Source organism: Amycolatopsis sp. NPDC049252 (assembly GCF_043197175.1).
GTDB lineage: Bacteria > Actinomycetota > Actinomycetes > Mycobacteriales > Pseudonocardiaceae > Amycolatopsis.
The window spans coordinates 162,720-184,174 of sequence record NZ_JBICSQ010000005.1; the positions used below are offsets into that span (position 1 = coordinate 162,720).

Consider the following 21,455-nt stretch of genomic DNA (forward strand, 5'->3'; position numbering starts at 1 on the left):
CACCTTGGGTTCTCATCGGGGGGTGCCGCTGCAGCCCTACCGCCGGGTGCTCTCCGTCCCCCGCGTCCCCTCGACGATGACCCTGATGTTCCTGGCCCGGCTGCCGATGACCATGAACGGCGTGCTGATGACGCTGTACGTCGTCACCGGCCTCGGCCGCGGTTACGGCGCCGCCGGCCTGGTCGGCGCCGGCGTCACCCTCGGGATGGCCCTCGGCGCGCCGCTGCTCGGCCGCGCTTTCGACAAGTACGGGCTGCGCCCGGTCGTCGCCGTCTGCGGCATCGGCACCACGGTGTTCTGGATCGCCGCACCGCACCTGCCGTTCGAAGCGCTCGCCGCGGTCGCCGTCCCGGCCGGGATGCTCTCGGTGCCCGCGGGCTCGCTGGCCCGGCAGGTCCTGGCCACGCTCGTCCCGGTCGAGGAGCGCCGCGCGGCGTACTCGCTCGACACCATCTCGATCGAGGCGACGTTCATGATCGGCCCCGCGGCCGGGATCGCGGCGATCACCGCGTTCTCGCCGACGTGGACGCTCAGCGCGCTCGGTGTGCTGTTCGGGGGCACGGCGTTCCTGATCTGGCTGGTGAACCCGCCGATCCGCGACGCCGTCGAGCCGGGGATGGCCGAGGCCCGGCCGCCGCTGCGCAGCTGGCTGACCGGCCGGCTGGTGGGCACGCTGATGGTCGCCGCGGGCGCGTTGTTCGTGCTCGTCGGCACCGAACTGGCGACGCTCGCGAGCCTGCGCGCCCACGGCGACATCGGCGTCACCGGCCTGGTCATCGCGGTGATGTGCGCCGCGTCGATCGCCGGCGGCATCGTGCACGGCTCGGTGAAGCGCTCGCTGCCCCAAGGCGTGCTGATGCTGCTGCTCGCGCTCTTGGTGGTGCCCGTGGGGCTCGCCGAACAGCCGTGGTGGCTGCTGACGCTGGTCCTGATCCCGACGAACCTGCTCTGCGCACCCACGCTGGCCGCGACCACCGAGACGGTCAGCCGGATCGCGCCGCCGCGGGTGCGCGGCGAGGCGATGGGGCTGATGGACTCGTTCACCCGGCTCGGGCTCGCGGTGGGCAGCCCGGTGGTCGGCTTCGCGATCGACCACTCGAGCCCGGCCTGGGGCTTCGCGGCGGCCGGCCTCGGCGGCCTGGTGGTCGCGTCCGGCGGGCTGATCCGGTGGCGACGCCGGCGGACGCCTGAGCCGGCACCGGTGCCGGCGTTGGCCGAAACCCCCCGATAGCTAGCCGCAGGCGGCGCGCAGCGCGTCGAGCTTGGCGACGTTGCGCTTCGCCCACCTGGCCACGACACCGGCGTCCTCGATGCGTTCCTTCTGCACCTCGACGTAGGAGTCGGCCATGCCGAGGAGCGCGTTCTTGACGTCCTGGTCGGAGACGTTCCCGGCCAGCTCGCGCAGCCGCCGCTCCTTGTCCTCGGCCCGCTCCTTGAGCTTCTGCGGGTCGACGAGTGGATTCAGGTCCGCGAGCCCGAGCGCCTCGGCGCACGCGCCGACCTTGTCCGCGGTCTTGCTCCCCTGGTCGACCGCGCTGCTCACCTGGTCGCACCCGCTCAGCAGCAGTGCGATCCCGGCCAGCAGCGCGGCCGTCCTCCCCCGACTGGTCATATCACCCAAGGTACCGCGTCAGCCCTTGACGCAGACCACCTGCTTGAGGTGGGCGACGACCTCGACCAGGTCCGTCTGGGCCTTGATGACCGTGTCGATGTCCTTGTACGCCGCCGGGATCTCGTCGACGACGCCGGTGTCCTTGCGGCACTCGACGCCCGCCGTCTGCTCCGCCAGGTCGTCCGCGGTGTACAGCTTCTTCGCCTTGGTCCGCGACATCCGGCGGCCGGCGCCGTGCGACGCCGACTGGAACGACGACTCGTTGCCGAGCCCGCGCACGATGTACGAACCGGTCCCCATGCTGCCCGGGATGATCCCGAGGTCACCCGAGCCGGCGCGGATCGCGCCCTTGCGGGTGACGAGCAGCTCGACGCCGTCGTAGGTCTCTTCGGCGACGTAGTTGTGGTGGCACGAGATCGCGTCGTCGAAGGTCGTGCCCGGCACGACGTCCGCCAGCGCCAGCTTCACGAGCGCGACCATCGTGGCGCGGTTGCGCGCCGCGTAGTCCTGCGCCCAGAACAGGTCGCGCCGGTAGGCCTCCATCTCCGGCGTCCCCGCGACGAACACCGCGAGGTCCCGGTCGGGCAGGTCGGCGTTGTGCGGCAGCTTGCGCGCCACGGCCATGTGCCGCTCCGCGAGCTCCTTGCCGATGTTGCGCGAACCCGAGTGCAGCATCAGCCAGACGCGGCCCTCATCGGCGCCACCCTGCTCGAGGCAGACCTCGATGAAGTGGTTGCCGCCGCCGAGGCTCCCGATCTGGCGCGCGGCCCGGTCGTGCAGCTCCTGGACGCCGGTGTGCAGCTCGCCGAAGCCCTTCCAGAACGCGTCCCAGCCGCCGACACCGTGCACCTTCGCCGGGTTCACGGGCGTCTTATGCAGCCCGAACCCGACGGGCACGGCGTTTTCGATGCGCCGGCGCAGCTTCCCGAGGTCGTCGGGCAGGTCGGCGGCGGTCAGCGACGTCCGCACAGCGCTCATCCCGCAGCCGATGTCGACGCCGACCGCGGCGGGCGAAACGGCGTCGCGCATCGCGATGACGCTGCCGACGGTCGCACCCTTGCCGTAGTGCACGTCGGGCATCACGGCGACCCCGTGCACCCACGGCAGGTTGGCGACGTTGTGCAGCTGCCGCATGGCCTGGTCTTCGACGGACGCGGGGTCCGCCCACATCCGGATCGGGACGCGCGCGCCGTCGACAGCGGTGTACATGATTTCCTCCCCTGGAACTGATTGTGAGGCTTAGGATCCCTCTTGGCCGGGAATCGGACAAGGCGATTTCCGATCGTCCACTGTGGAGGAAGCCGCCCGGGCAGCTCCCCACCCTCCCTGGGGGGCGTGCCCTTGTCCAGCCTATCGGTGGCTGCCGACGAAAAGCCGCTGCGCGGGCGTCGGGCGTCGGGGTGTCCACAGCGGGCTGCGATTGTGGACAACTGGCGGTGCGCTGATCGCGCCGGGCTCAACCACGCACGGCCACCACAGAACGCCAGTGGCTGCTGCGCCGAGCGGGAAGACGATCCCGAAGCCGCCGTCGTCCAGGCGGAAACGTTCGTCGGCCTGGCCTGGCAACGGCGGGGCAGGGCCGCCACTCGTCAGCAGTGCGCACCGCTACTGGAGTACGCCGAAGCCGCCGCCTGGCGGGCGGCCGAACTCGCCGGAACGGATCCGACCCCCTGGGCGACCCTCGTCACCGTCTGCAAGGGGCTCGAAGTCCGGTACCAGCCCTTCGACGGGATCTGGTCGGGGCTGCTCGTCCGCGCGCCTGCCCACCGCCTCGGCCACAACCGCGCCCTGCAGTACTGGTGCCCGAAGTGGCACGGCACCGAAGAGCGCCTGCTCGACTTCGCCGCCGGAGCCGCGGCTCTCGCGCCGTCGCTGACGCCACTGCCTCTGCACGCGGCCTTCGAAACGGCCATGGAGGGCAACCCGATCTGGCGTAGCCGGTACGTCCAGGAGGCCCTCGAAACGGCCCTGCCCTGGCTCGACGGCGAAGGCGCCGAGCACCCCCGCTACCCGGGAAGACCGCGGTTACGCCGTTTACGCGCTGCACCACAACGGTCGCCCCGACGAAGCCGTTGCCCAGTTCCGGCGGCTCGGCGGCCACGCCGGCGGTTACGTCTGGAACTTCGACACCGACGTCAAGCGATCCGCGAAGCCCGGCGTTGCGCGCCCAGGCGTGCCGGAAAGCCGCCCGGGACGCGTGAAGGCCCCCTCGAGCCGAGGGGGCCTTCGACGTCGTCGGGCCTACTGCTGCGCGATCAGCTCCGCGATCTGCACGGCGTTGAGCGCGGCGCCCTTGCGCAGGTTGTCGTTCGCGATGAACAGCGCGAGACCGCGGCCGCCCTCGACACCCTGGTCGACGCGGATGCGGCCGACGTAACTCGGGTCGTTGCCCGCCGCCTGCAGCGGGGTCGGGATGTCGGACAGCTCGACGCCGGGGGCGTGCGCCAGCAGCTGCGTCGCCCGTTCGACGGTCAGCGGCTGCGCGAACTCCGCGTTGACCGAGATCGAGTGCCCCGAGAACACCGGGACCCGCACGCAGGTGCAGGACACGCCCAGCCCCGGAATGCTCAGGATCTTGCGGCTCTCGTTGCGGAACTTCTTCTCCTCGTCCGTTTCGAGCTCGCCGTCGTCCACAATGGACCCAGCCATCGGGAGGACGTTGAACGCGATCGGGCGGACGTACTTGTTCGGCGCGGGGAACTCGATCGCCGCGCCGTCGTGGGTGAGCAGCGACGCGTGCTCGGCGCCGGCCTTCACCTGGCCGGCCAGCTCGTCCACGCCGGCCAGCCCGCTGCCGGACACCGCCTGGTAGGTCGACGCGACCAGCCGGACCAGGCCGGCCTCGTCGTGCAGCGGCTTCAGCACCGGCATCGCGGCCATCGTGGTGCAGTTGGGGTTCGCGATGATCCCCTTCCGCGCCTCCTTGATGGCCTCCGGGTTGACCTCGCTGACGACCAGCGGCACGTCCGGGTCCATCCGGAACGCCGAGGAGTTGTCGATCACCGTGACACCGGCGTCGGCGAACCGGGGCGCCTGCGCCTTGGACGTCGACCCGCCCGCGGAGAACAGCGCGATGTCCAAACCGGACGGATCCGCCGTGGACGCGTCTTCGATCGTGATTTCGCTGTCACGCCAAGGAAGTTTCGACCCCGCCGAGCGTGACGAAGCGAAGTACCGGAGCTCGGCGATCGGGAACTCCCGCTCCGCCAGCAGCTTGCGCATCACCGCGCCGACCTGGCCGGTCGCGCCGACCACCCCGACCCGCAGTCCCTCCGCCATCAGCGACCACTCCCCGCGTAGACCACGGCTTCCTCGTCGCCGCCGAGCTCGAACGCGGCGTGGATGGCGCGCACGGCCTCGTCGAGCTGCGCGTCGCGGATGAGCACCGAGATGCGGATCTCCGAGGTGTTGATGATTTCGATGTTGACACCCGCCTGGGCCAGCGCCTCGCAGAAGGTGGCCGTGACACCCGGGTGCGACCGCATCCCGGCGCCGACCAGCGAGACCTTGCCGACGTGGTCGTCGTAGAGCACCGACTCGAAACCGATCTCGGCCTTGACCTTCTCGAGCTCCTTGACGGCCTTGGCGCCGTTGGCCTTCGACAGCGTGAACGTGATGTCCGTGCGGCCGGAGACGGTGCTGGACACGTTCTGCAGCACCATGTCGATGTCGATCTCGGCGTCGGCGATCACGCGGAAGATCCGGGCCGCCGCACCGGCGGTGTCCGGCACCCCGGTGACCGTGATCTTGGCCTCGGAGCGGTCGTGTGCCACACCGGTGATCAGCGCTTGTTCCACGGGGATCTCCTCGATTGAACCGGCCACGGTGGTGCCCGGCTTGTCACTGTAGGAAGAACGGACACGGATCGGGACGCCGTAGCGGCGCGCGTACTCGACCGACCGCAGGTGCAGGATCTTCGACCCGCTGGCGGCCAGCTCCAGCATCTCCTCGTAGGGGATGGTGTCGAGCTTGCGCGCGTCCGGCACGATCCGCGGGTCGGCGGAGTACACACCGTCCACATCGGAGTAGATCTCGCAGACGTCGGCGTTGAGCGCGGCGGCCAGCGCGACGGCGGTGGTGTCCGACCCGCCGCGGCCCAGCGTGGTGATGTCCTTGGTGTCCTGCGCGACGCCCTGGAAGCCCGCCACCAGCGCGACGTAACCCTGCTCGAGGGCCTCCGTGACGCGGCTCGGCGTGACGTCGATGATGCGCGCGTTCCCGTGCACCGACGTCGTGACGACGCCGGCCTGCGAACCGGTGAACGACCACGCCTCGGCACCCTGGGCGGCGATGGCCATGGCGACCAGCGAGTTCGAGATGCGCTCACCCGCGGTGAGCAGCATGTCCATCTCCCGCTCCGGCGGCGCCGGGTTGACCTGCTGCGCCAGGTCGAGCAGCTCGTCGGTGGTGTCACCCATCGCCGAGCAGACGACGACGACGTCGTTGCCCGCCTTCTTGGTGGCGACGATCCGTTCCGCGACACGCTTGATCCGGTCGGCACTTTCCAGCGACGATCCGCCGTACTTCTGGACCACGAGGGCCACGCCCGAACCTCCTCGACGGGCCGGGTCTGCTCCCTGGTGGGCACCGAGGAGCCCCCGCGTCCCATGTTTGAAGAGGAGCCTACCGGGGCTTCAGCGCCCCGCCACCCTCTCGACGTGGGGCGGGGTGCGAATGTCGGCGACGCGGAAGTAAATCTTCCGTAACACCAACGAAATGCACGGAGCCCTTCCTTCCGAGTGATGCAGCGCACTCATCGGTAACGTGTTGATCGTGCGCAAACCAGCTGTGACGAGCGTCCCGATCGCGTCCCTGATGGCGGAACGCTGGAGCCCCCGAGCCTACGACGCGTCGGCGACGGTGTCCCCCGACCAGGTGCGGGCCCTGCTGGAGGCGGCCCGCTGGGCGCCGTCGTTCGGCAACACCCAGCCGGCCCGCTACCTGGTGGGCGTCCGCGGCACACCGGCGTTCGACGCGATCCTGGCGACGCTCAACTCGGGCAACCAGGCGTGGGCGGGCCGGGCGGGCCTCCTGCTGATCGGCGTGATGGTGACGACGAACGAGAAGGGCTCGGTGCCCTACGCCGAGTACGGCCTGGGGCTGGCTTCGGAGAACCTGGTGCTGCAGGCGGTGGAGCTGGGGCTGATCGCCCACCAGATGGCGGGCTTCTCGGCTCCCGACGTCAGTGCGTCGTTCTCGCTGCCCGCGGACGCGGTGCCGAAGGTGGCGATCGCGGTCGGGTCGCCGGCCCACCCGGACGTGCTGGAGGAGGACTGGCGCATCGAGCGCGAGAAGGCGGACCGGGTGCGGATCCCGCTGGAGGAGTTCGCCTTCACCGACAAGTGGGGCAACCCGGCGCTTTAGACCGGCAGGACCACGGCCCGGTCGCGGATGCGGTCCAGCGTCCCGAACGGCACCACGGCGCCGACGTCGTCGACCGCGGCGAACCCGCCGACGGTTGCCCTGATGTCGACGATGGCGGCGGCGGTGTCGGCATCAAGCCCGCAAACCGACGCAATCACGTTCGCCGGCGCGTTGTTGAGGTCGACAAGTCCACCGTCGTCGTAGTTCCGCGGGAGATCGGGACGGCCGATCCGGAGGTCGCGCGCGATGAGCGGGTCTTTGGTGGCGAGCTTCCGCGCCTCGGTGCGACGATCCCGTGCGGCCAGCGCGGCGGCGAGGGCCGGGTCGGGGCCGTCGAGACGCTCACCGGGAACGTGGCGCAGGATTTCGCGGCGCAGCTTGGACTGCTGGACGCAGGCGACCGCGACCGCGGCCAAGGCCACGATCAAGGCGAGTGAGGTGAGCAGGTTCCCGGTCGTGCCGACCACCTTGCCCGCAGCGTCCGTGGGCGCCAGCGACAACAGCACGCCGACGAGCGCGGCCGCCGCCCCGAAGGCCACCGCGCGAACGTAGAGCGACTTCCGGCCCAGCCGCAGGGCGGCGTGCACGAACGGCACCCACGCGAAGAAGCCGAACGAAACGATCGTGACGACGAAGTACCAGCGGCTCCCGAGGCGGGCGACCGCACTCGGCGATGTCGCGACAGGCTGTGAAACGGACATGATCAGCACCCCTTCCGGCGTGCTGATGTCGCCCGGCATCGACACTGCGTTACGGGGCCGGGCTCCGGGTCAACCGATCGTGATCACCACGAAATCAGGAAGAGCCGCCCACCCGGCGGATCACCTTGGCCAGGATTCCCGAAACCACGAGCCAGAAGATCGCCGCGATGCCGTAGTTCACCAGCACCCGCAGCTTGGCGTCGCTCGGGGTGAACAGGTCGCTGAAGCCCAACGCGAGACCGTCCGCCCAGGAGTGGACGAACGAGACGATGCCGTTGTCCGGGTTGGCCGAGCCGACCGTGAAGATCACGTGGATCACCAGGATCGCGGCGAAGACCAAGCCCACCCAGCGGACGATCGACGCCACCGCGTTGGACACCTTGCCCCCGGCACGGCGCCAGTCGACGGGAGCCCGGCGGGAGATCTTCGTCTCCGTCTCCTCCGACGACTCTGCGTGTTCAGCCATGCCCGCAGTTTCGCACGGGGCTGGGCCGATTGCTACCCGCTGGTAACACGGATGGACGATCCCACGTAACGGTTGGATCGCGACCTCACTTCCCTCCGGCCGCGCTCGATGGTTATGGTGTGGTCGTGGCGCGTGCTCTCCTGCTTCGCTGCCGCGACGGGGCCTGACCGGACCGGCTCCCCGTCGCGGGGCTTCGTGGTGCCGGTCGCACCCGTCGAGCTGGAGACACCCCTTTCATGAGTTCGCGCATTCGCAAACCCTCTCGTCCCGCGCCCGCTGACCAGCCCGTCTGGAACACCCAGCGCGGCACGTCCATGCCGGTGCACCGCTACCGCCCCTGGTACGACGTCGTCGAGAACATCGACCTGCCCGACCGCACCTGGCCGGCCAAGCGCATCGACCGCGCGCCGCTGTGGTGCGCCGTCGACCTGCGGGACGGCAACCAGGCCCTGATCGACCCGATGTCGCCCGCGCGCAAGCGCAAGTTCTTCGACCTGCTCGTACGCATGGGCTACAAGGAGATCGAGGTCGGCTTCCCGGCGGCTTCGCAGACCGACTTCGACTTCGTCCGCGAGATCATCGACGAAGGCGCCATCCCGGACGACGTCAGCATCCAGGTGCTGACCCAGTGCCGTCCCGAGCTGATCGAGCGGACCTTCAAGTCCCTCGAAGGGGCGCCGCGCGCGATCGTCCACATCTACAACTCGACGTCGATCCTGCAGCGCCGCGTCGTGTTCCGCGAGGAGCGCGAAGGCATCAAGAAGATCGCGACGCAGGCCGCGGAGATGGTCGTCGAGCTGGCCGAAAAGCAGCCCGACACCGACTTCCGCTTCCAGTACTCGCCGGAGTCCTACACCGGCACCGAGCTGTCGTACGCGCTCGAGGTGTGCGACGCCGTCACCGAGATCTGGCAGCCGACGCCGGAGAAGCCGGTGATCCTGAACCTGCCGGCGACCGTCGAGATGGCGACGCCGAACGTCTACGCCGACTCGATCGAGTGGATGAGCCGCAACCTGGCCCGCCGCGACTCGGTGATCCTGTCGCTGCACCCGCACAACGACCGCGGCACCGGCATCGCCGCCGCCGAGCTGGGTTACCAGGCCGGCGCGGACCGGATCGAAGGCTGCCTGTTCGGCAACGGCGAGCGCACCGGCAACGTCGACCTGGTCGCGCTGGGCATGAACCTCTACAGCCAGGGCATCGACCCGCAGATCGACTTCTCGGACATGGACGAGATCAAGCGGACCGTCGAGTACTGCAACCAGCTGCCGGTGCCCGAGCGCTCGCCGTGGGGTGGCGACCTGGTGTTCACGGCCTTCTCGGGCTCGCACCAGGACGCGATCAACAAGGGCCTGGACGCGCTGAAGGACGCCGCCGACAAGCAGGGCGTGCCGATCGACGAGTACCCGTGGGAGGTCCCGTACCTGCCGATCGACCCGAAGGACGTCGGCCGTACGTACGAAGCCGTGATCCGGGTGAACTCGCAGTCCGGCAAGGGCGGCGTCGCCTACATCATGAAGGCCGAGCACCAGCTCGACCTGCCGCGGCGCCTGCAGATCGAGTTCTCGAAGGTCATCCAGCGCTACACCGACACCGAGGGCGGCGAGGTCGACCCGGCGACGATGTGGAACGCGTTCGCGGCCGAGTACCTGGAGCTGAAGACGCCGCTGGAGCTGGTCCGCCAGCACGTCCGCGACAACGGCGACGGTGAGTACGACATCACCGCGACCGTCCGCGTCGAAGGTGACGAACACGAGGTGACCGGCCGCGGCAACGGCCCGATCGCGGCGTTCTTCGACGCGCTGTCGACGGTGGGCTTCGACCTGCGCCTGCTGGACTACTCCGAGCACACGCTCTCGCCGGGTGACGACGCGCGCGCCGCGTCGTACATCGAGTGCGCGATCTCGGACCGCGTGTTCTGGGGCATCGGCGTGGACCCGTCGATCGTCACGGCGTCGCTGCGCGCCGTCGTCTCGGCGGTCAACCGCGCCAACCGGTAGCCGAACTGCCGTGAAGGCCACCTTGAGGGACTCCATGTCCCTCAAGGTGGCCTTCACGGATTTCTGGGGTCAGGCCCGCGACCAGGGCGACCTTCCCGGCAAAGGGTCCATGCCCGCACGGTTACCCCGTATCCCGGCGGCGATCGTCACCCAGTCTGTGGAAGAGCTGTCGGGTTCCTGTGAGTCCCCGGTGATCGGGATTCATCCGGGGCAGGCGGGCGGTTAATGGAGGTGTGGACGCGACTACGGCCGGCTTGCTGGTGCTGTTCGTCGTCTCGCTGGTGCCCTTGCTGCCCACCGAGGTGACGCTCCTCGGCATGGGCGTCGCGGCGGCACAGGGCGGGACGTCGCTGGCGCTGGTGATCGCCGTGGCCACGGCCGGGTGCCTGGTCTCGGACCAGGCGCTCTACGCCCTCGGCCGGTTCGGTGGCCGGGCGGCGCTGGACCGGCTGAGCCGGCGCAAGAAGATCGCCGCCGGCATCGGCTGGCTGGACGGGCGGCTGCAGCGCCACCCGCGCCCGGTGCTGGTGGCCGCCCGCTGGCTGCCCTCGGGCGGCACGGTCGGCGCGCTCCTCGCCGGCTCCCTCCGGTGGCCGATGGCGGAGTTCTTCACCGCGTCGGCCGTCGGCGTCACGCTCTGGACGTCCTACGTGGCCTTCCTCGGCTACGCGGGCGGCCAGATCATCACCGAACCCGGGATCAGCATGCTGCTCTCCCTCGGCGTCGCCCTGGTCCTGGGTTCGGTGATCACCTACAGCGTGAAGCGCGGAGCTAAAGCGATTTGACGGCCTCGAGAATCTGCGAAGGCTCGGTACGCGTCGTGTAGTCCGGGTGGACGTCGACGTACCGGATCGTGCGGTCCCGGTCGACCACGACCACCGCCGGGTACACCAGCTCCCATTCGCCGGTGCCGTTGACCTGGCCCAGGTCCGTGCCGATCGAGCTCATCGCCTCCCGGACGACGTCCGACACCCGGAACGCCAGCCCGAGCTGCCGCGAGACGACGTTCCCGACGTCGGAGAGCACGGCGAAGCCGAGCTCGTTCTTCTCCCGTGTGGACAGTGAGCCGTCCGCGGTCTGCGGGCTGATCGCGGCCAGCGTCGCGCCGAGCTTCGCCAGCTCGGGGACGACTTCCTGCTGATACGTCCGCAACGTCAGGTTGCAGAACGGGCACCACTGGCCGCGGTAGAACACGAGTACCGCGGGCCCGTCCGCGACCAGCTGCCCCAGGCTGACGGTCTCACCGTCCGCCCCCGGCAGGGCGAAGTCGTCGACCGTGACGCCGGCCTCGGCGAACTTCGTCTCGTCGGCCGCGCGCGCCATGTCGGCCTCGAAGACCTCGAACACCGCCGGCGGAAGCGCCGCCCGGCCGTGGTCCTTGGCGGCTTCCAGCCCGCTCTTCAGATCGTTCCCCACTTCGGTCCCCGTTCGTTGTACTGATCGGTACAGTGCGGCTGACTGTACTATTCAGTACATGGAGACGCAAGCAGCCGCCACGACCCCGCGTGGCCGGCGGACCCGCGACGCGATCGTCGACGCGGCGGCGGAGCTGATGTACGTCAACGGCGTCGCGGGCACGAGCGTCGACAAGGTGCTCGCCGCGAGCGGGGCCGGGAAATCGCAGATGTACCACTACTTCAAGAACAAGGACCAGCTGGTCGAGGCCGTGATCGACCGGTACCTGACGCAGATCCTCGACAACCAGCCAGCGATCTTCACGCTGGCGTCGTGGGCTGATTTCGACGCGTGGGCCGAGCAGTTCCTCGACCTCCAGCGTCGCGCCGGGGCGCCGATCCCGTGCCCGCTCGGCAACCTGGCCGGCGAACTCGGCGACGACCCGAAGGTGCGGCCGCTGCTCGACCAGGCCTACCGGACGTGGGAGTCCCACCTGACCCGCGGCCTCGAACGGTTACGGGACCAGGGCGAACTCGCGGCCGACGCCGACCCGTCGCGGCTGGCCCAGGCCGCGATGGTGTGCGTCCAGGGTGGCCTGCTGCTCGCCCACATCCGCGGCGACCTGACGGCCCTGGAGGACGCACTGCACATCGCCGTCGCCCACCTGCGCGCTCACGCCGTGAGCTGAGCGACCTCCGCGCGCAGGTCCTCGATCACCTGGGCCACGGCCGGGCGCTGCAGCGCGCCCGTGCGGCAGACCGCCTCCACCAGCCGGGCCGCGCGGATTCCCGCCAGCGGACGGCCGACCAGGCCGCTGCCGCGACGGGTGTCCATCGTGTACCGCGGCAGCAGCGCGATGCCGTGCCCGGCCGCGACCAGCCGTTCGGTGATCCGGAAGTCGTTGATCCGCTGCACCACCACCGGCCGGACGCCGGTGCGGACGGTCAGCGAGCGCAGCACGTCGTCCACCGGAAAGCCGAAGTCGACGCTGATCCAGCGTTCGTCCGCCAGTTCCGGCAGCTCGACGCGGCGCCGGTTCGCCAGCCGGTGCCCGGCCGGGAGCGCGACGTCGAGCGGTTCACGCAGCAGCGGGACGACGTCGAGGCGGTCCTGGTCGAACTCCGGCGCGTGCTCGTCGCGGTGCGCCACGACGACGTCGTAGTCCGCGACCAGGCCGGGCACCTCCGGGGGTGTCATGTCGACGTCCCGGACGTCGATCTCCAGGCCGTCGTGACCGGCGACGCGGGTCAGCAGGCCCGGCAGCAGCATCAGCCCGGCCGACTGGAAGATCGCGACCCGCACCCGCCCGCGCGGCGCGCTGCGGTAGGTGTCCAGTTCGGACTCGGCGCGTTCCAGCGCGGCCAGCACCTCGTCGGCCCGGGCGACCAGCGCGCGGCCGGCGTCGGTCAGCCGCAGGCCGCGGCCGGCCGGTTCGGTGAGCGGTAGACCGACCTCACCCTGCAGGGCGCGCAACTGCTGCGACACCGCGGACGGCGTGCAGTGCAGCGCCCGCGCGGCGGCCGTCACGCTCCCGCGGTCGGCGAACTCCCGCAGCGTGCGCAGGCGACCCAGATCCACGACGTCAGCGTACTTGAAGCGCAGCTACAAGATTCCTGCAGATATTCTCGCTGGTCCTTCACGGTCGGCCTTGTCAGAGTGGAGGCATGTCCTCCCGCGATCGCCTGCTGGCCGTGTTCGTCGCCGTCCTGTGGGGGCTCAACTTCCTGGCCATCCACGCGGCGCTCGGGCAGTTCCCGCCGGTGTTCGCCGGAGCGCTGCGGTTCGCCGTGATCGCCGTCCCGACGATCCTGTTCGTGCCGTGGCCGAAGGTGAAGGTGCGGTACCTGCTCGGCTACGGGCTCGGGTTCGGCACCGGGCAGTTCGCGTTCCTGTTCATCGCGATGAACACCGGGATGCCGACCGGGCTCGCCTCCCTGGTGCTGCAGGCGTCGGCGCCGTTCACGGTGCTGCTCGGCGCCGTCTTCCTGCGGGAACGCGTCACACCGCGGCAGCTGGCCGGGATCCTGCTGGCCGTCGCCGGGATGACGGCGATCGCGTGGCAGCAGGCCGGCAACGCCGCGCTGCTGCCGATGGTGCTCACCGTGCTGGCCGCGCTGAGCTGGGCGTTCGGCAACCTGAGCACGCGACGGGCGGAGCCGGACAACCCGCTGCACTTCACGCTGTGGATGTCGGTGGTGCCGCCGCTGCCGATGTTCGCGCTGTCGCTGGTCATGGAGGGCCCGGCCGCGCAGTGGCACTCGCTGACGACGCTGGGCACGCCCACCGGCCTGACCGCGCTCGGTGGGCTGGCCTACGTCGTGCTGTTCGGCACGATCGTCGGGTCCGGCATCTGGACGACCCTGATGCGCCGCAACCCGGCGGGTGTCGTCTCGCCGTTCTCGCTGCTGGTGCCGGTGGTCGGGCTGACGGCGTCGTTCCTGATCCTCGGCGAGCGGCCGACCGGCCTGGAGATCGCCGCCGCGGTGGTCGTGATCGGCGGCGTGCTCCTCGGCTCGCTCCGGTCGGCGCGCAAGCCCGACCCGGAGCTGCTGCCGGAGGAAGTCCCGGCCTAGGCGGCCGGTTCTTCCTGCTTGGGCGACTCTTCTTCGCCCTCGTGGTTCTTGCCCAAGCGCTTCTTCATGACGAAGAAGACGACGACGCCGATGACGATCGCGGCGACCAGGCCGTACTTGGAGAAGTTGCCGAGCCACTTTTCCGCGACCACGCCGAGGTAGTAGACGAGCGCGGTGGTGCCGCCGGCCCAGACGATGCCGCCGAGCGCGTTGGCGATCAGGAACTTCGGGTAGTGCATCCTCAGCGACCCGGCGAGCGGGCCGGCGAGGATCCGCAGGAACGCGATGAAGCGGCCGAGGAACACGGCCCACATGCCGCGTTTGTTGAAGATGCGTTCCGCGTTGGCGATGTGCGTCGGGCCGAAATGCTTCGGGAATTTCCGGCCCGCCCAGGCAAACAGCCGTTGACCGCCGGTTTTCCCGATCAGATAACCGATGCTGTCGCCGACGATCGCGCCGGCGCTGGCCAGGACGCCGATCCACAGCGGGTTGAGGTTGCTGTGCTGCGACGCCAGCAACGCGGCGCTGACCAGCACGATTTCACCCGGTAGCGGGATTCCGAGGCTCTCGATCATGATCACCGCGCCGACGATCAGGTACACCGAGAGCGGCGGGATCGCCTCCAGCCATTGGTCGACGTGCACTGCTCGTACCCCCTGGTACTCGGTCGTCTGTCACCGCAGAGTACCGGGGGCGGTCCGCACGGCGAGCCCAACTCAGGTATCCCACCGGGTACGACTCAAGTAGCGTTTTTCAGCCGAGTGCGGCGAGCGCCGACCCCACCGGGAATTCCCCGGAAACGACGTCGAACCCCTGGTTTTCGGTGAGCGGCTCCTGAAGCACCCCGACCAGCACGGCGGCGACGTCCTGCCGGGTGATCCGCCCGGGTTCGAGGTGCCCGGCGACCTTGACCCGCCCGGTGGCGGGCCCGTCGGTGAGCGTGCCGGGCCGGACGATGGTCCAGGTCAGCGCGGACTTCTGCAGGGTGATGTCGGAGATCTGCTTGGCGAGCAGGATCGACCGCACGAGCCGGTCGCCCTGGTCGGGGCTGTCGGCGAACTGCGCGGAGAGCTGGACGTACCGGGCGACCCCGGCCTTCTCGGCGGCCCGGATGGCGGTGGCGGCCCCGTCCCGGTCCACGAGGTTCACCGAAGCGGGCTCCGGATCCGGCGCCCCGATGGCGCTGATGACGACCTCGGAGCCGCGGAAGGCTTCGACGAGATCCTCCGGATCGGCGGTGACGTCGGCCACCACCGGCTGGACGTCGAGGTCCTGCAGGACTTCGGCCCGCCGACGGCTGCGCAGCCCGGCCCGCACGGTGTGGCCGTTGGCGGCCAGCAGCCGCGCAACGTGAAACCCGGTCCGCCCCGACGCGCCCAGCACGGTGACCTGCATGGGTCCGATCCTCCCGCAGGCCGGGCCGCCGCGCCGTCTCGCTGCGGTATTCGGCTGCCTTTGGCTTGCCTTGGCTCGTAAGCCCAGGGTTGTCCACAGGAGTGGTCCCCATGTGGACAACCTGGGGACAACGGCGCTGATCAGCGGGTTTCGTCGGGGGTGGCCGGTAGACTGGACGTGGGACGCCCCCCAGGGAGGGCGGGGGCCGGTCTGTGTGGGGGCGGCAGGGGGCCACACCTTTCGAGCGTCCGTGACCGTCCGCAGGCCGGGATGGCACCACGCCAACTGGTGCCGGCAGCGGAGCGCGGTGGCGAGCGGGACGGCGGTCAGGAGCTGCTCAGCCTGGCTGCCCTGGACCGCAGGTAAGCCTGCTCCGGCAGGCTCAACGTCCCCAGCGCCGCCGCCAGGTACGCCTCTCGCGCCCCGGCGAGATCCCCCGAAAGCTCCAGCAAATGAGCCCGAACCGCCTCCACTCGGTGGTGGGGCGCCAACCCGGCCTCGGCCAGCTCCGCCAAGCCCGCCTGAGGGCCGTGGACCTGGGCAAACGCCACCACCCGGTTCAGCGTCACCATCGGGCCCGGCGCCACCACCCGCAGGAGGTCGTACAACGTGAGAATCTCCGCCCAGTCCGTCTCGTCCGCGGAGACAGCCTCGTCGTGGACCGCCGCGATCGCCGCCTGCAGCTGGTACGGGCCGACCGGGGACGTCGACAGCGCGGTCGTGATCAGGGAGACGCCCTCCGCGATCAACCCGGCGTTCCAGCGGGAACGGTCCTGCTCAGCCAGCGGGACCAAGGCACCGGACTCGTCGACGCGGGCCGGGCGTCGGGCCTCCGTCAGGAGCATCAGCGCCAGCAGGCCCGTCACCTCGCCGCCCGGTGGCAGCTGGCGGACCAGGCGGATCGCTTCCGTGGTCAGCTCGACGCGGTTCAGCTCGTCGCCCGAACTCGCCGTGTGGCCCTCGGTGAAGATCAGGTACAGCACCTGCAGGACCGCGGCCAGGCGGTCCGGGTCCTGGGACGGAAGGAACCGCTCACCTCGAAGGGCGCGCTTCGCACGGCTGATGCGCTGGCCGATCGTCGCTTCCGGGACGAGGAACGCGCGGGCGATCTCCGCCGTCGTCAGGCCGCCGACCGCACGCAGCGTCAGCGCCACCTGGGACGGCCGGGTCAGCGACGGGTGGCAGCAGAGCAGCAGCAACGTCAGCGTGTCGTCGACGCCCGAGGCCGGCTCCGGTGGCGGGGCCGACGCCACCGCCTCCTCACGGCGTTGGCGGGCCGTCTCGCTGCGCCACTGCTCGATCCGGCGCCGGGACGCCGTGGTGATCAGCCACCCCTTCGGGTGCTCAGGCACACCTTCGACCGGCCATAGCAACGACGCCGCCAGCAGCGCCTCCTGAACGGCGTCCTCGCAGGCGTCGAAGTCGCCGTAGCGCCGGACCAGCGCGGTGAGGACCTGCGGCGCCAGCTCACGGAGGAGGTCGCCGGTCACGACAGGCCCATCACCGGCCGCACCTCCACCACACCGAACGATGCCTCCGGGATCCGCCCGGCGATCTCCACCGCGCGCTCGAAGCTCGCGCAGTCGAGCAGGTAGAAGCCGGCGAGGAACTCCTTCGCCTCGGCGAAGGGCCCGTCGGTCGTCATCGGGCCGGTGTCGCCGACGCTGACCTGCTTCGTCGACTCCGGGAAGGCGAGCCGCTCGGAGACGATCCGCTCGCCGGACGCGTCGAGGTCGTCGTTCAGCTGCCGGTAGCAGGCGAGGCCGGCCGCCCGCTGCTCGTCGCTCATCCCTTCCCACGCGGCGCGCGACGCAGGGTTGCCGTAGATCAGGACCACGTATTTCACCAGCGAAGGATGATACGGGAAAGGCCCCTCCGGGACGTACCCGGAGGGGCCTTTCATCCTTGGATCAAAGGATCTCGGCGGAGGTGCCGACGTCCGGCGGACCCAGGTCGGGGTTCAGGGCCCCGCTCAGTTCCACCAGTTCCGCCTTCACCTCGTGCGGCTGGATGCGCCCGTCGCGGATGTCCTCCGCGTAGTGGCACGCCACCCGGTGGCCGGCGCCGATTTCCCGCAGCTGCGGGCGGTCCGTGTCGCACAGGCTCGCCTGCTTCCACGGGCAGCGCGTGTGGAAGCGGCAGCCCGACGGCGGGTTCGCCGGTGACGGGAGGTCGCCCGCGAGCAGGATCTGCTCACGCGTGTCCTCCACCTGCGGGTCCGGGACCGGGATCGCCGAGAGCAGCGCCCGCGTGTACGGGTGCAGCGGGTCGCGGTAGAGCGAGTCAGCGTCCGTCTCCTCGACCAGCGCACCGAGGTACATCACGCCGATGCGGTCGGAGATGTGGCGCACCACCGCGAGGTCGTGCGCGATCACCACGTACGTCAGGCCGAGCTGGTCCTGCAGGTCCTCCAGCAGGTTGACCACCTGGGCCTGCACCGAGACGTCGAGCGCCGACACCGGCTCGTCCGCGACGATCAGGTCCGGCTCCACCGCCAGCGCCCGCGCGATGCCGATGCGCTGGCGCTGCCCGCCCGAGAACTCGTGCGGGTACTTCCGCAGCGACGTCTCCGGGAGGCCGACCGCGGCCAGCAGCGAACGGAGGCGGCGCTGTGTCGATTCTTTGTCCTGGTCGAGGCCGTGCGCGTGCATGCCCTCGACCAGGATCGACTCGACCGACTGCCGCGGGTCCAAACTGGACATCGGGTCCTGGAAGATCATCTGCATCCGGCGCCGGGCCTTCCGCAGCTCTTCTCCCTTGAGCTTCGCGACGTCGGTGCCGTCGAACTTCACCGAACCCGACGTCGGCTCGTTGAGCCGCAGGATCGCCCGGCCGAGCGTGGACTTGCCGCAGCCGGACTCGCCCACCAGGCCGTAGGTCTCCCCGCGGCGGATGGCCAGGTCGACGCCGTCGACCGCGAACACGTGCCCGACCGTCCGGTCGAACACGACGCCGCTCTTGATCGGGAAGTGCACCTTGAGGTCGGTGACCTCGAGCAGCACGTCACCAGCAGGCTGGTTCATCGGGCCCCTCCTCCCGCCACGACCGTCGGCCGCACGGGGTTGTGACAGCGCAGCAGCCCGCCGTGGTCGGGCACCAGCTGCGGCGAGACCTCGCGGCAGACCGGCAGCGCGTTGGGGCAGCGGGGCGCGAACGCGCAACCGCCGTCCCACGGGATGTTGTCGGCCACCGAACCCCGGATGGGGACCAGCTTCTCGCCGCGCCCCGCGTCGAGCCGCGGGATCGAGGCCAGCAGGCCGTGCGTGTACGGGTGCCGCGGCGCGCCGAACAGCTGGTGCCGCTCCGCCCGCTCGACGATCTTGCCGCCGTAGAGCACGTTGACCTCGTCGCACAGCCCGGCGACGACGCCGAGGTCGTGCGTGATCATGATCAGCGCGGTTCCGGTGTCCTGCACCAGTTCCCGCAGCAGTGCCAGGATCTGCGCCTGGATGGTGACGTCCAGCGCGGTGGTCGGCTCGTCGGCGATGAGCAGCCGCGGCCGGCACGCCAGCGCGATCGCGATCAGCGCGCGCTGCCGCATCCCGCCGGAAAGCTGGTGCGGGTACTCGGAAAGCCGCCGGGCCGGGTCCGGGATGCCGACCTTGTCCAGCAGGTCCGTCGCTTCGACGGTCGCCGCCTTGCGGGACATCCCGCGGTGGCGCTCCAGCACCTCGGTGATCTGCAGCCCGATCGGGATGACCGGGTTCAGCGAGGACAGCGGGTCCTGGAACACCATGCCGAGGTCGCGGCCGCGGCGGTCGCGCATCTCGCGGTCGGACAGCGTCAGCAGGTCGGTGCCTTCGAAGCGCACCGAACCGCTGACCTTGTTGCCGCGCCGGGCCAGCAGCCGCATGATCGCCAGCGACGTCACGGACTTGCCGCAGCCGGACTCGCCGACCAGGCCGACGGTCTGGCCCGGTTCGACGTCGAAACTGACCCCGTCCACCGCGGTGAACGAGCGCTCGCCACGGCGGACGAAGTCGACCGTCAGGTCACGGACTTCAAGGAGTGCCATGGGTTCTCACCGCCTGTTCTTCGGGTCGAGGGCTTCACGGAGGGACTCGCCGAGCAGCGTGAACCCGAGCGCCACGATGATGATCGCGATCGCCGGGTAGTACGCGAGCTCCGGGCGGATGTCGAGGAACTGGCGCGAGGCCTTGCCCAGCATCAGCCCCCACTCCGCGCGAGACGGGTCCGGGTCGCCCAGACCGAGGAACGACAGCGCCGCGGCCTCCAGGATGGACGTCGCCAGGGTCAGCGTCGCCTGCACGATGACCGGGCCGAGCGAGTTCGGCAGCATGTGCCGGAACACGATCGCCCCGCGTTTCACGCCCAGCGACGTCGCCGCCAGCACGTGGTCGGCGTCGCGCTGCACCAGCATCGAGCCGCGCAGCAGCCGGGCGAAGATCGGCACGCCGACCATCGACACGGCCAGGATGACCGTCCACTGGCTCGGCTTCGCGAACAGCGCCGCGATCGAGATGGCCAGCAGCAGCGAGGGGAACGACAGCATGACGTCGACGAGTCGCATGAGGACGGTGTCGACCCAGCCGCCGAACGCGCCCGCGACCCCGCCGATGATCACGCCGATGAGGACGCCGATCACCGTGGCCAGCACGCCGACGAGCAGCGTCTGCTGGGCGCCGACGATGAGCCGGGACAGGAAGTCACGGCCGAAGTCGTCCACCCCGAGGGGGTAGCCCGGCATCGAACCGGGGATGATGCCCCGGCCCAGCTGGACCTGGTCCTGCAACGCGCGGTCGAGCGGGTCCTTGGGGGCCAGCAGCGGCGCGAAGATGGCCAGGAGCAGGAACAGGCCGGTGATGGCGCCACCGGTGATCGCGACCGGGCTGCGCAGCATCCGGCGGAGGGCTTCCCCGCCGAGGCTGCGCCCGCTCGCCGCGGCGAGCTTGTCGATCGGTTCCTTCTTCTTGTTCAGCAGAGTGTTCATCGCACACGCACCCTCGGGTCGATGATCCCGTACGAGACGTCGACCAGCATGTTCACCAGCACGTACACCACCGCGCCGAACAGCAGGAGTGCCTGCAGCCGGGGGTAGTCACGCCGTTCGATCCCCTCGGCCAGCAGGAAGCCCAGGCCGCGGAAGTTGAACACCCGCTCGGTCAGCACCGCGCCGCCGAGCAGGGCACCGGTCTGCAGGCCGATGGTGGTGACCACCGGCAGCAGGCCGTTGCGCAGGACGTGCCGGCGGCGCACCACCGACTGGGTCAGGCCCTTGGAGTTGGCCGTGCGGATGAAGTCCTCGTTCAGGACGTCCAGCACCGAAGCGCGGGTGATCCGGGTGATCACCGCGAGCGGGATGGTGGCGAGCGCGAACGCCGGGAGGATCAGGTGCTTGATCGCGTCCCAGACGGCGTCCCACTCACCCGTCATGATGCCGTCGAGAATGGCGAAGTTCGTGATGGCCGTGGCGTCGAGACCCGCGGCCTGGCGGCCCTGCGACGGCAGGCCCAGCGGAGAGGCCAGCAGGTCCTGCATCATGTAGCCGAGGAAGAACACCGGCACCGCGACGCCGATGAGGCTCAGCACGATGATCACGTTGTCGACCGGGCCGCCGCGGAACCGCGCGGACAGGTAACCGGCCGGGATGCCGATGACGACCGCGATGATCATCGCGGAGAGACCGAGCTCGATGGTCGCCGGCAGGAAGGTGACGATCTCGCCCATGACGGGCTGGGTCGACACCAGCGAGTTGCCGAAGTCGCCGGTGAACGCCCGGCCGAGGAACCCGAAGTACTGCAGGAAGATCGGCTGATCGAGCCCGAGTACGTGGTTGAGGTTGGCGATCTTCTCCGGCGTCGCCTTGTCGCCCAGCAGGGCGGCGGCGGGGCCACCGGGCAGGGACCGGAGCCAGGCGAAGATCAGGATGGACAGGATGAAGAGCGTCGGAATCGCTTGTAGCAACCGACGCACGAGAAAACGGAACAC

23 protein-coding genes are annotated in these 21,455 nt (G+C 70.2%); 7 read left to right on the forward strand and 16 right to left on the reverse strand.

Annotated elements, in window-relative coordinates:
- Positions 1–85: 85 nt before the first annotated feature.
- Complete coding sequence (locus tag ACGFMK_RS10645; protein WP_392760540.1) at positions 86–1,231, forward strand: MFS transporter; 1,146 nt, start codon at positions 86–88, stop codon at positions 1,229–1,231.
- Here ACGFMK_RS10645 and ACGFMK_RS10650 read toward each other — a convergent pair whose 3' ends face one another.
- The 4 genes from ACGFMK_RS10650 to ACGFMK_RS10665 form a co-directional block, all read right to left on the reverse strand.
- Complete coding sequence (locus tag ACGFMK_RS10650; protein ID WP_392760379.1) at positions 1,232–1,612, reverse strand: hypothetical protein; 381 nt, start codon at positions 1,610–1,612, stop codon at positions 1,232–1,234.
- Positions 1,613–1,630: 18 nt separating this feature from the next.
- Positions 1,631–2,821, reverse strand: coding sequence for an RtcB family protein (locus ACGFMK_RS10655; RefSeq protein ID WP_392760380.1), 1,191 nt, complete (start codon positions 2,819–2,821; stop codon positions 1,631–1,633).
- A 1,032-nt stretch (positions 2,822–3,853) separates the two neighbouring features.
- The gene (locus tag ACGFMK_RS10660; protein WP_392760382.1) at positions 3,854–4,891 is read right to left on the reverse strand and encodes an aspartate-semialdehyde dehydrogenase; all 1,038 of its coding nucleotides are present in this window, start codon (positions 4,889–4,891) and stop codon (positions 3,854–3,856) included.
- A complete protein-coding gene (locus ACGFMK_RS10665; RefSeq protein WP_392760384.1) occupies positions 4,891–6,156 on the reverse strand; it encodes an aspartate kinase in 1,266 nt (421 codons plus the stop codon). Before ACGFMK_RS10665 ends, ACGFMK_RS10660 begins: the two co-directional genes overlap by 1 nt.
- A 229-nt stretch (positions 6,157–6,385) precedes the next feature.
- Between ACGFMK_RS10665 and ACGFMK_RS10670 the strand changes: the two genes are divergently transcribed.
- Positions 6,386–6,976: a nitroreductase family protein gene (locus tag ACGFMK_RS10670; protein WP_392760386.1), complete on the forward strand. Its 591-nt coding sequence runs from the start codon at positions 6,386–6,388 to the stop codon at positions 6,974–6,976.
- Here ACGFMK_RS10670 and ACGFMK_RS10675 read toward each other — a convergent pair.
- Both ACGFMK_RS10675 and ACGFMK_RS10680 read right to left on the reverse strand, forming a co-directional pair.
- Entirely contained in the window at positions 6,973–7,677 is a 705-nt protein-coding gene (locus tag ACGFMK_RS10675) for a ComEA family DNA-binding protein (RefSeq protein WP_392760388.1), read from the reverse strand. The genes ACGFMK_RS10670 and ACGFMK_RS10675 overlap by 4 nt on opposite strands.
- A gap of 94 nt (positions 7,678–7,771) precedes the next feature.
- A complete protein-coding gene (locus ACGFMK_RS10680; protein ID WP_392760389.1) occupies positions 7,772–8,143 on the reverse strand; it encodes a hypothetical protein in 372 nt (123 codons plus the stop codon).
- A 236-nt stretch (positions 8,144–8,379) separates the two neighbouring features.
- On the opposite strand from ACGFMK_RS10680, the gene leuA reads away from it, so the two are divergent.
- From leuA to ACGFMK_RS10695, 3 genes are read left to right on the forward strand one after another with little or no spacing between them, the layout of a single operon-like run.
- A complete protein-coding gene (gene leuA, locus ACGFMK_RS10685; protein WP_392760390.1) occupies positions 8,380–10,143 on the forward strand; it encodes a 2-isopropylmalate synthase in 1,764 nt (587 codons plus the stop codon).
- A 10-nt stretch (positions 10,144–10,153) separates the two neighbouring features.
- Positions 10,154–10,369 (forward strand): hypothetical protein, encoded by a 216-nt coding sequence (locus ACGFMK_RS10690; protein WP_392760392.1) that lies wholly within the window; start codon positions 10,154–10,156, stop codon positions 10,367–10,369.
- 7 nt (positions 10,370–10,376) lie between these two features.
- Positions 10,377–10,928: a DedA family protein gene (locus ACGFMK_RS10695; RefSeq protein ID WP_392760394.1), complete on the forward strand. Its 552-nt coding sequence runs from the start codon at positions 10,377–10,379 to the stop codon at positions 10,926–10,928.
- Here ACGFMK_RS10695 and ACGFMK_RS10700 read toward each other — a convergent pair.
- Positions 10,915–11,559 carry a peroxiredoxin-like family protein gene (locus ACGFMK_RS10700; RefSeq protein WP_392760395.1) on the reverse strand — a complete coding sequence of 215 codons (645 nt, stop codon included), beginning with the start codon at positions 11,557–11,559 and terminating at the stop codon, positions 10,915–10,917. The two genes, ACGFMK_RS10695 and ACGFMK_RS10700, sit on opposite strands and share 14 nt — an antisense overlap.
- A gap of 58 nt (positions 11,560–11,617) precedes the next feature.
- On the opposite strand from ACGFMK_RS10700, the gene ACGFMK_RS10705 reads away from it, so the two are divergent.
- Positions 11,618–12,226, forward strand: a complete 609-nt coding sequence (locus tag ACGFMK_RS10705; protein WP_392760396.1) for a TetR/AcrR family transcriptional regulator — start codon at positions 11,618–11,620, stop codon at positions 12,224–12,226.
- Here ACGFMK_RS10705 and ACGFMK_RS10710 read toward each other — a convergent pair.
- Positions 12,211–13,116: a LysR family transcriptional regulator gene (locus ACGFMK_RS10710; RefSeq protein WP_392760397.1), complete on the reverse strand. Its 906-nt coding sequence runs from the start codon at positions 13,114–13,116 to the stop codon at positions 12,211–12,213. The genes ACGFMK_RS10705 and ACGFMK_RS10710 overlap by 16 nt on opposite strands.
- An 86-nt stretch (positions 13,117–13,202) precedes the next feature.
- Between ACGFMK_RS10710 and ACGFMK_RS10715 the strand changes: the two genes are divergently transcribed.
- A complete protein-coding gene (locus tag ACGFMK_RS10715; RefSeq protein ID WP_392760399.1) occupies positions 13,203–14,111 on the forward strand; it encodes an EamA family transporter in 909 nt (302 codons plus the stop codon).
- On the opposite strand, the gene ACGFMK_RS10720 is transcribed toward ACGFMK_RS10715, so the two are convergent.
- The 8 genes from ACGFMK_RS10720 to ACGFMK_RS10755 all read right to left on the reverse strand — a co-directional run bounded on the left by ACGFMK_RS10720 (position 14,108) and on the right by ACGFMK_RS10755 (position 21,455).
- Entirely contained in the window at positions 14,108–14,755 is a 648-nt protein-coding gene (locus ACGFMK_RS10720; protein WP_392760401.1) for a DedA family protein, read from the reverse strand. The genes ACGFMK_RS10715 and ACGFMK_RS10720 overlap by 4 nt on opposite strands.
- Before the next feature lie 109 nt (positions 14,756–14,864).
- Complete coding sequence (locus tag ACGFMK_RS10725; RefSeq protein ID WP_392760403.1) at positions 14,865–15,506, reverse strand: SDR family oxidoreductase; 642 nt, start codon at positions 15,504–15,506, stop codon at positions 14,865–14,867.
- A 326-nt stretch (positions 15,507–15,832) separates the two neighbouring features.
- A complete protein-coding gene (locus ACGFMK_RS10730; protein WP_392760405.1) occupies positions 15,833–16,996 on the reverse strand; it encodes an RNA polymerase sigma factor in 1,164 nt (387 codons plus the stop codon).
- On the reverse strand, positions 16,993–17,352 hold the full coding sequence (locus tag ACGFMK_RS10735) for a YciI family protein (protein WP_392760407.1): 360 nt from the start codon (positions 17,350–17,352) through the stop codon (positions 16,993–16,995). The genes ACGFMK_RS10730 and ACGFMK_RS10735 overlap by 4 nt, the downstream gene beginning before the upstream one ends.
- A 64-nt stretch (positions 17,353–17,416) precedes the next feature.
- Complete coding sequence (locus ACGFMK_RS10740) at positions 17,417–18,529, reverse strand: ABC transporter ATP-binding protein (RefSeq protein WP_392760409.1); 1,113 nt, start codon at positions 18,527–18,529, stop codon at positions 17,417–17,419.
- Positions 18,526–19,521 carry an ABC transporter ATP-binding protein gene (locus tag ACGFMK_RS10745; protein WP_392760411.1) on the reverse strand — a complete coding sequence of 332 codons (996 nt, stop codon included), beginning with the start codon at positions 19,519–19,521 and terminating at the stop codon, positions 18,526–18,528. The genes ACGFMK_RS10740 and ACGFMK_RS10745 overlap by 4 nt, the downstream gene beginning before the upstream one ends.
- Before the next feature lie 6 nt (positions 19,522–19,527).
- Positions 19,528–20,457 (reverse strand): ABC transporter permease, encoded by a 930-nt coding sequence (locus ACGFMK_RS10750; RefSeq protein ID WP_392760413.1) that lies wholly within the window; start codon positions 20,455–20,457, stop codon positions 19,528–19,530.
- Positions 20,454–21,455 (reverse strand): ABC transporter permease, encoded by a 1,002-nt coding sequence (locus ACGFMK_RS10755; RefSeq protein WP_392760414.1) that lies wholly within the window; start codon positions 21,453–21,455, stop codon positions 20,454–20,456. The genes ACGFMK_RS10750 and ACGFMK_RS10755 overlap by 4 nt, the downstream gene beginning before the upstream one ends.

Bases quoted from the DNA above. Each gene is read 5' to 3' on its own strand.
- ACGFMK_RS10645 (WP_392760540.1), top strand. From the start codon at position 86: ATGTTCCTGGCCCGGCTGCCGATGACCATGAACGGCGTGCTGATGACG.
- ACGFMK_RS10650 (WP_392760379.1), bottom strand. From the start codon at position 1,612: ATGACCAGTCGGGGGAGGACGGCCGCGCTGCTGGCCGGGATCGCACTG.
- ACGFMK_RS10655 (WP_392760380.1), bottom strand. From the start codon at position 2,821: ATGTACACCGCTGTCGACGGCGCGCGCGTCCCGATCCGGATGTGGGCG.
- ACGFMK_RS10660 (WP_392760382.1), bottom strand. From the start codon at position 4,891: ATGGCGGAGGGACTGCGGGTCGGGGTGGTCGGCGCGACCGGCCAGGTC.
- ACGFMK_RS10675 (WP_392760388.1), bottom strand. From the start codon at position 7,677: ATGTCCGTTTCACAGCCTGTCGCGACATCGCCGAGTGCGGTCGCCCGC.
- ACGFMK_RS10680 (WP_392760389.1), bottom strand. From the start codon at position 8,143: ATGGCTGAACACGCAGAGTCGTCGGAGGAGACGGAGACGAAGATCTCC.
- leuA (WP_392760390.1), top strand. From the start codon at position 8,380: ATGAGTTCGCGCATTCGCAAACCCTCTCGTCCCGCGCCCGCTGACCAG.
- ACGFMK_RS10705 (WP_392760396.1), top strand. From the start codon at position 11,618: ATGGAGACGCAAGCAGCCGCCACGACCCCGCGTGGCCGGCGGACCCGC.
- ACGFMK_RS10715 (WP_392760399.1), top strand. From the start codon at position 13,203: ATGTCCTCCCGCGATCGCCTGCTGGCCGTGTTCGTCGCCGTCCTGTGG.
- ACGFMK_RS10725 (WP_392760403.1), bottom strand. From the start codon at position 15,506: ATGCAGGTCACCGTGCTGGGCGCGTCGGGGCGGACCGGGTTTCACGTT.
- ACGFMK_RS10740 (WP_392760409.1), bottom strand. From the start codon at position 18,529: ATGAACCAGCCTGCTGGTGACGTGCTGCTCGAGGTCACCGACCTCAAG.
- ACGFMK_RS10745 (WP_392760411.1), bottom strand. From the start codon at position 19,521: ATGGCACTCCTTGAAGTCCGTGACCTGACGGTCGACTTCGTCCGCCGT.
- ACGFMK_RS10750 (WP_392760413.1), bottom strand. From the start codon at position 20,457: ATGAACACTCTGCTGAACAAGAAGAAGGAACCGATCGACAAGCTCGCC.